Source organism: Neisseria sp. HMSC065C04 (genome assembly GCF_001815375.1).
In the GTDB taxonomy this organism is placed as follows: domain Bacteria; phylum Pseudomonadota; class Gammaproteobacteria; order Burkholderiales; family Neisseriaceae; genus Neisseria; species Neisseria flavescens_D.
In genome coordinates, this window is the sequence record NZ_KV820419.1 from 59430 (window position 1) to 72704 (window position 13275).

At 51.9% G+C, this 13275-nt stretch carries 11 protein-coding genes and 1 tRNA gene; 2 read left to right on the top strand and 10 right to left on the bottom strand.

The features are described 5' to 3' along the window. Positions 1-50: 50 nt before the first annotated feature. The 8 genes from HMPREF3022_RS07060 to HMPREF3022_RS07095 all read right to left on the bottom strand — a co-directional run bounded on the left by HMPREF3022_RS07060 (position 51) and on the right by HMPREF3022_RS07095 (position 9887). Positions 51-644, bottom strand: coding sequence for a LolA family protein (locus HMPREF3022_RS07060; RefSeq protein WP_063075372.1), 594 nt, complete (start codon positions 642-644; stop codon positions 51-53). A gap of 58 nt (positions 645-702) precedes the next feature. Further along, positions 703-2925, bottom strand: coding sequence for an NADP-dependent isocitrate dehydrogenase (locus tag HMPREF3022_RS07065; protein WP_070765369.1), 2223 nt, complete (start codon positions 2923-2925; stop codon positions 703-705). Between the two features lie 172 nt (positions 2926-3097). Beyond that, positions 3098-4300 (bottom strand): beta-ketoacyl-ACP synthase, encoded by a 1203-nt coding sequence (locus tag HMPREF3022_RS07070; RefSeq protein ID WP_070765370.1) that lies wholly within the window; start codon positions 4298-4300, stop codon positions 3098-3100. A gap of 3 nt (positions 4301-4303) precedes the next feature. Further along, positions 4304-4822, bottom strand: a complete 519-nt coding sequence (locus tag HMPREF3022_RS07075; protein ID WP_049332143.1) for a hypothetical protein — start codon at positions 4820-4822, stop codon at positions 4304-4306. Positions 4823-4919: 97 nt separating this feature from the next. Further along, positions 4920-6158, bottom strand: a complete 1239-nt coding sequence (locus tag HMPREF3022_RS07080; RefSeq protein WP_070765371.1) for an NAD(P)/FAD-dependent oxidoreductase — start codon at positions 6156-6158, stop codon at positions 4920-4922. Between the two features lie 135 nt (positions 6159-6293). Beyond that, positions 6294-8612, bottom strand: a complete 2319-nt coding sequence (locus HMPREF3022_RS07085; RefSeq protein WP_070765372.1) for an MMPL family transporter — start codon at positions 8610-8612, stop codon at positions 6294-6296. 92 nt (positions 8613-8704) lie between these two features. Then, positions 8705-9322, bottom strand: coding sequence for a 4'-phosphopantetheinyl transferase family protein (locus tag HMPREF3022_RS07090; protein ID WP_049332416.1), 618 nt, complete (start codon positions 9320-9322; stop codon positions 8705-8707). A 52-nt stretch (positions 9323-9374) separates the two neighbouring features. Further along, a complete protein-coding gene (locus tag HMPREF3022_RS07095) occupies positions 9375-9887 on the bottom strand; it encodes a hypothetical protein (protein ID WP_283119060.1) in 513 nt (170 codons plus the stop codon). A gap of 199 nt (positions 9888-10086) precedes the next feature. Here HMPREF3022_RS07095 and HMPREF3022_RS07100 point away from each other — a divergent pair. Next, a tRNA-Ser gene (locus tag HMPREF3022_RS07100) sits at positions 10087-10179 on the top strand. 80 nt (positions 10180-10259) lie between these two features. Then, entirely contained in the window at positions 10260-10820 is a 561-nt protein-coding gene (locus HMPREF3022_RS07105) for a pseudouridine synthase (RefSeq protein ID WP_070765373.1), read from the top strand. Between the two features lie 55 nt (positions 10821-10875). Here HMPREF3022_RS07105 and HMPREF3022_RS07110 read toward each other — a convergent pair whose 3' ends face one another. Both HMPREF3022_RS07110 and radA read right to left on the bottom strand, forming a co-directional pair. Beyond that, positions 10876-11682: a DUF4198 domain-containing protein gene (locus HMPREF3022_RS07110; protein ID WP_003685136.1), complete on the bottom strand. Its 807-nt coding sequence runs from the start codon at positions 11680-11682 to the stop codon at positions 10876-10878. A 152-nt stretch (positions 11683-11834) separates the two neighbouring features. Continuing rightward, on the bottom strand, positions 11835-13211 hold the full coding sequence (radA, locus tag HMPREF3022_RS07115; protein WP_070765374.1) for a DNA repair protein RadA: 1377 nt from the start codon (positions 13209-13211) through the stop codon (positions 11835-11837). Positions 13212-13275 lie beyond the last annotated feature (64 nt).

Genomic DNA, 13275 nt, shown 5'->3' on the forward strand with positions numbered 1-13275 from the left:
AAGGCCGTCTGAAATCTATTTTCAGACGGCCTTTTGTTGGAATAGACAATTTAGAGGGCGGTACGGCTGAAGCTGTCCAGGGCTTTATCGATTTGGATTTGGTTGAACTGCATGGTGGTTTTGTCGCCTTGCTTTTCGTCCAATTCGATTTTTCGTACCAGCGTATCGCCGTTGATTTCGATACGGTTGAAGATTTGGCGGGTAATGGCAGTTTTAGGAGTTAAGGTCAACGTCCATTTTTTCTCGTTGCCGTTTAATTTCAAATCAAATTGTTTTTCCAAGCCTTGGGTATTGCCGCCCAAAAGGTCGAGGAAGAGTTTGATTTGGCGGCTTTGGCCGTTGAGCTTGCTGGCATTTGGGTTGACCCATTGGCTGCCGTTCCATTGCATGATGCCGTCTGAACGCACGCGCAGAGTAGTTTCAAATGGTTTTTGCATTTTCCAGAGCAGGCCTTTTTGTGGGACAAGGGTAAAGCTGCCGCTGGTGGTCATGGGTTTGCTGAGGGATTTGAGCTGGCGTTGTTGGACAAAATTGCCTTGCACGTTTTGCGGTTTTTGCAGGGTTTGTGCTAATTCGGCAGGGGAAAATGCCCACAAAGCCGGAGCGCTGATGAGGAGAGTAAGAGAAAGAATGGTTTTTTTCATTGTGTTTCCATAAGGTTTGAGGCCGTCTGACAGTTCAGACGGCCTTTTATTGCTTTAATTATAAGGCTGACAAGGCCTGATTAAAGGTTGCGCTTGGACGCATTGCTTGTGCTGCTTTTTCAGGATTAGCTGCGTAGTAGCCGCCGATGTCGACCGCTTTGCCTTGTACGGCAGAGAGTTCTTCAACGATTTTGGCTTCGTCGGCAGTCAAAGCGGCTGCCAATGGAGCAAATACGGCTTTCAGTTCGGCATCTTTGTCTTGCGCTGCCAATTCTTGCGCCCAGTAGAGGGTGAGGTAGAAATGGCTGCCGCGGTTGTCAAGTTCGCCAGCTTTGCGTTTAGGCGATTTGTCGTTCAACAGCAGTTTCTCGGTGGCTGCATCCAAAGTGTCGGCGAGGACTTGGGCTTTGGCGTTGCCGGTTTTTTGCGCCAGATGTTCAAACGATACGGCGAGCGCGAGGAATTCGCCCAAAGAGTCCCAACGCAAGTGGTTTTCTTCGAGGAATTGTTGAACGTGTTTCGGTGCAGAACCGCCTGCGCCGGTTTCAAACATACCGCCGCCATTCATCAATGGAACGATAGACAGCATTTTCGCGCTGGTACCCAGTTCTAAAATTGGGAATAAGTCGGTCAGGTAGTCGCGCAGGACGTTGCCGGTTACGGAGATGGTGTCTTCGCCGTTTTTCAGACGGCCCAAGCTGAACTTGGCGGCTTCTTCGGGAGCGAGGACGCGGATGTCGAGGCCGTCGGTATCCAGTTCGGCAAGGTAAGTTTTAACCTTGGCGAGCAGGCTCTTGTCGTGTGGACGGTTTTCATCGAGCCAGAACACGGCTGGTGTGTTGCTCAGGCGGGCGCGGTTAACAGCGAGTTGTACCCAGTCTTTAACCGGAGCGTCTTTGGTTTGGCACATACGCCAGATGTCGCCGGCTTCAACGTCGTGTTGCATCAGGACATTACCTGCTGCATCAACGACTTGAACTTGGCCGTCGGCTTCGATTTCGAAAGTTTTGTTGTGTGAACCGTATTCTTCGGCTGCTTGCGCCATCAGGCCGACGTTAGGAACGGTACCCATGGTTGTCGGATCGAATGCGCCGTGTTCGCGGCAGAAGTCGATGGTTGCTTGGTAAACGCCGGCATAGCTGCTGTCTGGAATGACGGCTTTGGTGTCTTGCGCTTTGCCGTCTTTATCCCACATACGGCCGGAATTACGAATCATCGCAGGCATAGAAGCATCGACGATGACATCGCTAGGAACGTGCAGGTTGGTAATGCCTTTGTCGGAATCAACCATCGCCAAATCAGGGTTGGCGGCGTAAACGGCGGCGATTTCAGCTTCAACGGCTGCGCGGGTGTCAGCATCCAGCTTGTCCAGATTGGCAAGCAGGTTGCCGAAGCCGTTGTTGACGTTGACGCCTGCGGCAGCCAGTTTGTCGCCGAATTTTTCAAATACAGGAGCGAAGAACACTTTGACGGCGTGTCCGAAGATAATCGGGTCGGACACTTTCATCATGGTGGCTTTCATGTGCAGCGAGAACAATACGCCTTTTGCTTTTGCGTCTTTCACTTGTTCAGCAAGGAAGGCGAGCAGGGCTTTTTTGCTCATCACGGTCGCGTCGATGATTTCGCCGGCTTTCAGGGCAACAGGCTCGCGCAGCTCTTTTTTGTTGCCTTGTTTGTCGGTGAACACGATGGATACGGAAGTAGCATCGGGTACGGTAACGGATTGTTCGTTATGGAAAAAGTCGCCGCTTTGCATAGTGGCAACGTGGGTTTTGGAGTCTTTGGTCCATGCGCCCATGCTGTGCGGATGTTTTTTCGCAAAGTTTTTCACTGCTTTAGGCGCGCGACGGTCGGAGTTGCCTTCACGTAGGACAGGGTTTACCGCGCTGCCTTTGATGCGGTCGTAGCGTTCGCGTACGGCTTTTTCTTCATCGGTTTGAGGGTCGGCAGGATAGTCGGGAACGGCAAAGCCTTTAGACTGCAATTCTTTAATCGCGGCCGTCAGTTGAGGTACGGATGCGCTGATGTTCGGCAGTTTGATCACGTTTGCATCGGGTTGTTTTACCAGTTCGCCCAATTCGGCAAGCGCATCAGGTACGCGTTGCGCTTCAGTCAGGTATTCGGGAAACGCCGCCAAAATACGGCCGGAGAGAGAGATGTCGCTGGTTTTGACATCAATATCGGCATGGCGGGTAAACGCCTGTACGATTGGCAACAGGGATTGAGTGGCCAATGCAGGAGCTTCGTCGGTGTAGGTATAGATAATGGTGGATTTAGTCATGGGATTATTCTCTATGTAGGTTAAGTTTTTCTTTTCGGGCACATCGCGAGAAGAAATGTGCTAAGCCTATTATGGCATATTTCGGCGGATTTGGTTGTTGTTTTGATGTTATTGTTTTTTAAGTTGCGGAAAAGAAAAAGGCCGTCTGAAAAGACAGCCTAAATATAAGGACTTATCCGATAATCAAAACAGCATTGCTGCCGCCGAAGGCAAATGATGAGCTGGCGGCGATGCGTTTTTCAGACGGCCAGCGGCTGTTTTCGTCGGTCAAAGCGATGTTGGGCAGCTCGGAATCGGGTACGTTGTCCCATTGTTGCGGCGGCAGTTTGCCTTCCGGATTGTATTGGCGGTTGGCCATCAACCAGGCAAACGCGGCTTCGATCGCACCGGCTGCACCCAAAGTATGACCGGTAGATGGCTTGGTTGAAGTGCAAAGGGTGTGGCTGCCAAATACTTCGGCAACGGCTCGGCTTTCCATGCTGTCGTTGTGTTGCGTGCCGGTGCCGTGCAGATTGATCCAGCCGATGTCTTCTGCTTTCAAACCGGCTTTATCCAAAGCGGCCTGAAAGGATTGGGCTGCACCCAAACCGTCGGGGCGGGGAGAAGACATATGGTAGGCATCGCTACTTGCACCATAGCCCAGCAACTGCATTTCGCCGTCAAAATCGGCATCGCGCGTCATCACGAAAAATGCGGCCGCTTCGCCGATATTGATGCCGTTGCGGTTGGAGGAAAAAGGCTTGGCGATGCTGTCTGAAAGCACTTCCAAAGAGGCAAAACCATTAATCGTCAGCGGAGAAAGCGTATCCGCGCCGCCGCAAATTACGACATCACACAATCCCGCACGAAGCAGCCGGGCTGCGCTGATGAGGGCGCGTGCGCCGGAAGTGCAGGCGGTGGAAACGGTATAGCGCAAGCCGTCCAGACCGTAAACTTGGGCGATAAATTCGGAGGGCGAAGCCATGGTGTGTTGCAGCTGCTTGAACGGAACATCCGTCCATTCACCACCTTCGACAACGTGTTGGAACAAAGGGATATTTTCATCTGCGCCACTGGTTGACGTACCGGTAACGACAGCAATCCTTTCTTTGCCGTAACGGGCAATGGCCGTCTGAATCAGTCCGTCTATTTGCGAAAGCGCGTGCAGGATAAGCTGGTTGTTGCGGCTGCGATGCGCTTCGGGAATGCTGTCGGGCAGAGGCATCAGGGTTTCTTTGACTGCACCAAAAGCATGTGTTTTGCCTTTTACCCATTGGTCTGAAAAAGTCAGGGGCGTGTTTTCAGACGGCGTGAGTAAGGCATCGGCATGAACTTGTAAGCCGCTGCCCAATGCGCTGGTCAGTGCCGGACGGCTGAGATAAACAGGAGTATTCATGAATTAATCTTCTGTAATCGGGCTGACCGTCCAGAAAGTTTGGTCGGGGAAGCCGATAAGGAATTGTTCGGAATGGTGGGCAACACACCACAAATCACGCTCGCGGTAGCTGAATACCGCGCCTTTGCCGTCAGGGCAGAAGCCTTGATGGGTGGCGTTTTGTTGGCGGGCTTCAGGGTAAAGCGTGGCGGCGTGTTCGGCGGCCAAAAGCGGTAACAAGGCAGCAAACAGTCGGCGCGAAGTGGCATTTGGCATCACAAAGCCGTCGTTTTTCCAGCCTTTGGTGCTGACCGATTGACGTGATACCGGCGCGCCCAGTGCATCGGTTTGGACAAAGCGGATGCCGTCTGAATGAGGCTCGACTGCCAAGAGATTGGTTTGAACGGTTTGCCCCGCCGCATTGGTCTGCTCGAGTTTGAACCATTGGCCTTCTTTGGAAAGCGGCGGCAGCGTTTGCGGATGGGGGAGCGAAGTTGCGCATGCGGAAAGCAGTAGTGCGGCAAGCAAAGGGATAAATCGCATAAGGTTTTATCTATCGGTCAAAATATTTAATGATGAGGGTAGATTTTCAGACGGCCTGTTCTGTTTTTAGGCGCGGCCGTCTGAAAGGCATTCGTCCTTATTCTACCTTCAAATCACCCACCAATGCGGCAAGCGTGGACAAGCGTTGTTCGGATTTTTCCACGAATGGATTGTTCGTATCCCAAGCGTAGCCTGCCAAAATAGACGAAATCATGCGGCTGATTTCAGGACTGCGGTTGGGCGCGTAGATGGCATTTTGGAAGCGGAAATCGTACCAACCGTTTACATAAGTGCGGAACGCGTTCACGCCGATCATCAGTTGGTCGGCAAATTCGGTTTGCCAATCGACGGCTTCGCCTTTGAGTTGTTTGGCCAGCAAGTCGGCAGCCAGTTTGGCGGAGTGCAGGGCAATGGTTACGCCGGAGGAGAAGACGGGGTCGAGGAATTCGGCGGCGTTGCCCAAAAGGGCGAAATGTTTGCCGTATAAGGTTTTCACGTTGGCGGAATAGCCTTGGATAGAGCGGAACGGAAAGTCGTTTTCCCAAACGGCTTTATCCAAAATTTCCGCCAGCATCGGGCATTCGTACACAAATTTTTTCAACACGGCTTCTGATTCGCCGGCCAGTTTGTCGGGCGTGCCGACAACGCCGATGGAGCAGCGGTTGTCGCCGAAAGGAATCAGCCAAATCCAGACATCGCGATGTTTCGGATGCGTGTTGATCAGGATTTTATTGCGGTCGAATTTCGGGCTGGTGATGTTGTCGTCGATATGCGTGAAGTGGGCTTGGCGTGGAGGCAGCTCGGACGGGCTTTCCAAGTCCAAAAGGCGGGGCAGGACGCGGCCGTAACCGCTGGCATCCAAGACGAATTTGGCGGTCAATTCATAGTTTTCGCCTGTATCGGTCGCAACGCTCAAACGTGCCACGTCGCCACTGTTGTCAAACGCGGTTACGCCGTGTCCGAAGCGGACATCGACGCCTTGTTTTGCCGCTTCATCAATCAGGATTTTGTCGAAGATGCCGCGGCGCACTTGATAAATAGTACCGGGGCCGTCTGAAAATTTTTCAGTAAAGTTGAAATCTGTGTAACGGCTGCCCCATGAAAACGCAGCGCCGTCTTTAAATTGAAAGCTGGGCTCGGCATGCACTGCATCGGCAAAACCGGCTTCTTCCAACATTTCCATGCAATGCGGCAACAGGCTTTCGCCAATAACAAAGCGCGGGAAATGTTGCTTTTCCAATACGCAAACTTTAAAGCCTTGTTTGTTCAGCAAAGCGGAAGCAACCGAACCTGAAGGGCCTGCGCCGATAACGGCAACGTCAAATTCTACGGACATTTGAAAATACCTTTGATTTTAATGATAAAAAAATGTTTAAACTATCGTCTGAAGTTTTTCAGACGGCCTCTTACAACGTGACGATAGAAGTTGAAACAAAATATCGCCTTAATTTCAATCGTCTTCATCTTTTGTCTAATTTTTCAACAATGTGCCTGCCAGCCAAATATTGAATGCCACACCGATGGTAACTGTCATGCCGAACGCGGCAACGGCGGGTGTGCTGCTGATGGCGAGCAGGGCAAAGGAAATGGCTGTTGTCGCGGCGGCAAGCAGCATACCGCCTAATTTTGCCGGCGCGCTGTGGTGTGCAGTGGCGGCATAGACGGCATAGTCCACGCCGATGGCGGATACTAAAAGCAGGCCGAACATGGCAAACAGGCTGACGGGAATGCCGGCCAAACCGAGTACGGCAACGGTGCAGATGGCGGCGGCCAGTGGCACGGCAAGGATTTTGCTGCCACGTTTGAAACCAAACATTTTCCACAAGAGCAGCCATGCCAACGCATAGGAAGCCAGTTTCAACCATGCGGCCTGATTGCGCGTGTGGTGGAAAAGCTCGTTTAAGTGGGCGCGTTTGTCAGCCCAATGTACGCCGGAGACGTGTTGCGCCACGGCGCGTACGGCGGCTTCATCGGTCATGCCGTTCAAACGCACGACGGCGGCAAAACGGCCTAGTTCCACTTCGCCCAAATACAAGGAACGCCAAGCTTCTGCCAAATCGGTATTCAGGCCGTCTGAAAGCGACAATGGTTGCGTATCGGCAGCTTGCAGCAGAGCATCGCGCACGGTTTTGCGCGGAATACCGATTTCTGTGAGCGGTTTCCAGCTATCAGGCAACTTGGTCAATTCGCGCAGGCGGTTTTGCAGTTTTTGCTGCTCCGTTGTCGGCAGGATGAATTGGTCGGGCGATTGGATGCCGGACAGTTTGCCTTGCGCGATTAAGGGCTGCAGGGCGCGGCCGAGTTCGGCGGTTTTCTTCAACAGGGCGTCTTCGCTTTGTGCTTCGGCCACCAAATATTTGCCGCCAAAATCCGTGCCGCTCAACTGGCCGATTTGTTGTACTTCGGCCAACATCGCGGTCGGCATATTGACCCATTGACGGATGTCGTCACGCCAGTCGCTGCGCCACAGTCCGACTGCCAGCAAAATTCCGCCCACGATTAACCATCCGCGTTTGTGCAGGCGGTTTTTCAGACGGCCTGACAAGGAATAGAGCTTTTCAGTTAATGCGGCAAAAGGCACGGTTTTGGCACGGTAGCGGCGAAACAGCGGCGGCAGCCATAAAACGGTGGCACCAAACGCGCCAAATAAAGCGAAGCCTGAAAATACCGCGGTTTGGCGCAATACAGGCAAAGGGGTAAACCACAGCAGCGCGTAGCCCAAGACGGTAATTGTCAGGCTGACGGCAAAACTTGGCAAGACATGTTTCATTGCTGATTCAGCCTGCCAAACGGTCTTTTCAGACGGCCCGAATACCGACGGAGCAAGCCAGTGCAACGGGAAATCCACCAACATACCCACCAAGCTGGTGCCGATGACGATGGTCAGGATATGCACTTCGCCGAACACCAATAAAGCAACTGCCAATCCGGTCAACATACCGGCTGCCAGCGGCAAGGACAGCAAAAATACTCGGCCGCTGCGGAAGACCCATAAAAGTAGCGCAAAGGTCAGTCCAAGCCCGACCATGCTCATCAGCCGACTTTCTTTTTCTGCGGCTGCTTTGGATACGGCGGCGAACAATGCGCCACCTGCGCTTAAGGTTTCCGCGCCGTTTTCCGAAGCGATTTGACGGCTTTGCGCCATCAGCGGCAAGAGGGCATCGTTGCCGGAGAATTGATCGCCGCCGGCGAGCCGTCCGCGCAAAAATACCCAAGTTTTGCCTTTGTCTTCGGCAAACAGCATGCTGTTGTCCATGTCCCACTGCAAACGGCTTTGCGGATTGGCTTTGTCGGCAACAAAGCGTCCGAAGCCCAGCCAGTCTTGTTCTAAAGACAAAGGCGAGGGCGCGGCAAACGGATTGGCCGCGGCTTCTGCCCGAGCCTGAAAATAGGCTTGCGGCTGCTCAAACAGCAGGCGGATTTCGTCTTGCGGCAAAACCGCCAAGCTCAGCTTCTGCATATCCGCCCGCACTTTGTCCAAATTCGGCGTCATGCTGCTGTCGACTTGTTCAAATACGCCACTTTTGCGCCATGCGTCGGCAATTTGTGAGGCCGTCTGAAAAGCAGTTTCGGCATCGGTACTGCCGGCAAGCAAAATAACTTGCGAATTGAGCTGCGCTTCTGCGGCTTTATCTGCGGCTGTCAGTAAGGCATCGGGTTGCTGCTCGCTTGGCAATAACGCGGTCAAATCGGTTTGGATACGCGTTTGTGAAGCAAAGGCATAAACCAAAAACAGGGTAAGAAACAGGATAAGGGCAGTATAGAGGCGGTTTAGGAGGCGAAGATTCATCGTTCAGACGGCCTTTTGCAAATGCTGCTGTTGGTGTGTGGAATAAGTAAAGTGCAGTAAATTAAATCAGATTATTATTATTTTGTCAGTTGTTAGATAGTTTGCCGGTCGGTTAAATCATTGGGCTTGAGCGAACCGAAAAACTGCCATTGCAGAGCGACGGCTTTTCCCTTCCAAACGCAGGCAAGTGCCATCGTATCCGCCAAAATCGCGCTTGTGCCGTGCCAATCGGTTTGCTTTCCAGCGCGTAAACCGACGGGTTGCCCTGAATCGAAAACATAGCCGACCGATTTCATATCCGACGGAAAATCCAAATTCGCAGCTTTAATCAATGCTTCCTTGAAACACCACAATCGGTAAAACGTTTCAGACGGCCAGTTTTCCGTTTCCAAAAAGTCTTGTTCTTCCTGCGTGCAGACCAAAGCCGATAGCGCTTTGAAATCGCGCGGTCGGATAAATTCGATATCGACACCGGCTGTTAAGGGCTGAGGCGCACACAATAAAGCGGCAAAGCCTTGACTGTGGCTCAGCGATACAGTCGGTAAATCGGTTTGCTGTTTTAACGCTCGGCTGACTTGCCAGTCTTGACGCTGCGCCAGTTGCGGCGTGGCAGCCAAACGTTGGGAATCAGCTGCGTTTAGAGAGGCATGGTCGTAGCAGGCGGCAAAAGACGGATCTGTCAGCAGGCAGTGAAGGGGTGTCGTATCCATAAAATAGAAAAATGCCAAACTTCATGTTGAAGTCCGGCATTTTTGACATTGCTTAGTGGAAGCTGCCTTTCAAAACCACACGGCTGTTGAATGTAGCGATGTGGCATTCGTACTCGTTACCGCCTTTGGTTACTTTGTCAAAGTAGCTAACCAGATGAACGGATTTGGCTTTTTTGCGATGTGCAGTGCTTTGGAAACGTTTAACCGCGCTCAAGAATGCGCGTTGACAGGTTTCATCAGGGGTTTTGCCGACTGAGTTGGAGATTTGACGGGAAGTCAAAGTCGCGCCGGATGTGCTGCCGTAGTGAACGCGGATGCTAGGATCCAAAGCGGATTTGGCTTCGGCAGAGTTCAAAGCTACATCGACTTTACACATATAAATGTCGTTTTGACCTTTGCCATTGACTTTATGGCCTTCACCCATGCTGTGGCAGGCAGAGCCGGCGGCAGTTGTTTTTTGAGTAGAAGTTTGAGAGGAGGAAGTAGATGGTTGGGAATCGCCGGATTGTGAGCAAGCGGCAAGCATCAGGGCGGATACGGCAACCAAAGCAGAAAAACGTAACATACGAACTCCTTTGTAATAAGGGGTGTGAAAAAAGGTTTACAGAAAACAGAATCATTTTAACATATATGAAAGAAGTATAAAAATAGGATGATGTAAAAAATATTATATTTTTATTTAAATGATTTCATGGCGTTAAGAAAGTTTGGGGCGGTAATGCTTGACGAAGGAGGGCGGAAAGCGTATATTGCGGTCTTCCTTAGGAGTAATGGCTGAGAGGCTGAAGGCACTTCCCTGCTAAGGAAGCATGTGGGGTCAACCTGCATCGAGGGTTCGAATCCCTCTTACTCCGCCAAATATGAAAGACACCGTTTATACGGTGTCTTTTTTATTATCCGGAATTTCTTGAAATCTAAGGCCGTCTGAAAGTGTGAAATGAACGATTTGATTATTCTAAACAAGCCTTATGGCGTGATTTGCCAGTTTTCTGCACATGAAAAACATCAGTGCCTTAAGGATTTTGTCGAGAAACCGGGATTTTATCCGGCCGGCCGTTTGGATACGGACAGCGAGGGTTTGCTGCTGCTGACCAATAATGGCCGTTTGCAGGCGCAGATTGCCGATCCGAAATTTAAGCAGGTCAAAACTTATTGGGCGCAGGTGGAGGGTTCTCCTGATGAAGCCAAATTGGATTTGTTGCGCCGTGGCGTAGATTTGGGTGATTTTATCACTCGTCCGGCTGAGGTCAGGGTATTGGAAGAAGGTGAAGCGGATGTTTTATGGCCGCGCGTGCCGCCGATTCGCGTGCGTAAATCCGTGCCTGATTTTTGGGTGGAAATCAAAATTTCGGAAGGGAAAAACCGTCAAGTGCGAAGGATGACGGCGAAAGCAGGCTTTCCATGTTTGCGCTTGGTCCGTGTGGCAATAGGCCGTCTGAATCTGTTTGATTTGAATTTGGAATTGGGACAATGGCAGTTTGCGCCGCATCGTCCTTAAATAGGATGAATAAAGGCCGTCTGAAATATTCAGACGGCCTTTTGTTATGGAGAAATCAATGATGTGAATGACCGATTTGGAAAGTCAAAGTAGTGTAGTTCGCCTGTTTTTGGCACACGCTTTGATCGGGGAAATCGGCTTTGTGTTCTACGCTGGCTTTCCAGAAGCCTTGGCGCAATGGAATGATGCTGACTTCGCCTTTGTCATCGGTAGTATCTGAGAAAGCTTGGGCTTCGGTTTTATGGGTTTTGCTGCGGTCGCTGGTGTCGAAGCCGTCAAATGTGGCGGTAACGGTGGCGTTGGGCAGCGGCTCGCCATTGAAGAGGACGCGGACTTTAAAGCGTTCGCCGACGTGGACGTTAGCAGGGTTGTCCAAAGGTACGATTTCCAAATGTTGGCCGACTTGCTTAGTAATGATGGCGGTATCTGCGCTTTCGTGGCCGACATTGACGATGTTTTTGCCGAACATACGGGTTTGTTCGCAATAGCTTGCATCAGGCATTTCTTTGATGCTTGCCTGCTTCCAGCCCGCGCTGTTTTTTGACCAGAAAGTCGGTTGGTATTCGGCGGTTACCAAGTAGCTGCCGTCTTTGACCGGCAGTTTGCTGCGGTATTGGTAATTGTATGTGCCTTTTTGAATCATGTTTTCTTTGCCTTTTTCAGTCACCAGTTGCATGGGTTTGCTGAAAATGTGCAGGCGGTCTTTGGCGATGGGCTCAAGCTCCGGGAATTCGCCATAGCCCAATTCGGCTTCAAGGTATTCCCCGCCATGTGTGTGGGCGGTTTCAACCCAAACGCGATGGGCGTGTGCGGCAGTGCTGAACAGGAAGGCAGATGCGATAAGCAAAGCGGTTTTTTTCATGATTTCTCTCCGATTTTCGATGTGTAGAAAAGATAGAATAAAGTCGTTCGTTATAATATAACAAAATTATTTAAATTTAAAGAGAGGCCGTCTGAAAACTTTCAGACGGCCTTTTAGATGATTGTTTTTTTGAATCAGATTATCGAAACGGTTTAGTCCCCGTCACGACAAACATCAATTGCTTCCTGCAAACTGCTGACGCCGTAGATTTTCAGGTTCGGAAACTCTTTGGCATTGCGCGGCATATTGGCTTTGGGGACGATGGCGCGTTTGAAGCCGAGTTTTTCCGCTTCTTTGAGCCGCTCTTGTCCGCGTGCAACAGGGCGGACTTCGCCACTTAAGCCGATTTCGCCGAAAACCACGGTTTTTTCAGGCATGGGTCGGTTGCGGAAGCTGGAGAGCATAGCGAGGATGACGGCAAGGTCGGCGGCGGGTTCGCCGATTTTGACGCCTCCGACGGCGTTGAGGAACACGTCTTGGTCGAAGCAGGCAATGCCGCCGTGGCGGTTGAGGACGGCAAGCAGCATGGAGAGGCGGTTTTGTTCGAGGCCGACGGTGAGGCGTTTGGGGGTGAAGCCGTGTGCGTCATCGACCAATGCCTGAATTTCGACTAAAAGCGGGCGGCTGCCTTCCTGTGTGACCAAAACGCACGAGCCGGGCGTGTCGTCGCGGTAGCTGGCAAGGAAGATGGCGGACGGGTTGGATACGCCTTTTAAACCGTTTTCGGTCATGGCGAATACGCCCAATTCGTTTGCCGCACCGAAGCGGTTTTTGATGGCGCGTATCATGCGGTAGTTGGAGTGTTGGTCGCCCTCAAAATACAGCACGGTATCGACCATGTGTTCCAGCACGCGCGGGCCGGCAATCGCGCCGTCTTTGGTAACGTGTCCGACCAATATCATGGCGATGCCCATCTGTTTCGCCATGCGCGTCAGTTGGGCGGCACATTCGCGCACCTGCGACACGGAGCCGGGGGCGGAAGTGATTTGATCGGAATACATGGTTTGGATGGAGTCGATGACCACGACTTCGGGCTGATGCTGTTTCAAGGCCGTCTGAATGGCTTCCATTCGGATTTCGGCAAGCAGGTTTACGCCTTCGGTAGGCAGCTCCAAACGTTGCGCGCGCAGGGCAACCTGTTGGGCGGATTCCTCGCCGGAAACGTACAGCACTTTGCGGCTTTGTGCCATTTTGGCGATGGTTTGCAACAGCAGCGTGGATTTGCCGATGCCGGGGTCGCCACCGAGCAGGATGACTGCGCCGTCTACCAAACCGCCGCCCAATACGCGGTCAAGTTCTCCCATGCCGGTCGGATTGCGCGGCACTTCTGTGGCGGTAACGGCGGATAGGGATTGGACGGTCGAGGTATCCGCCGCCCAAGATTGGAAGCGGGCATTCTTCGGCTCAGGCGCGGCAAGGCTTTCCTGAAGTGTGTTCCACTCGCCGCAATGCGGGCATTTGCCCTGCCATTTCGGGGAAGTGCCACCGCATTCGGAGCATTGGTAGATGGTTTTGGGGGCTTTTGCCATAGTGTTTTCCCTGTGGAATATTTGATGTGTGAAAAGGTCGTCTGAAAACAATCATATCGTTTTC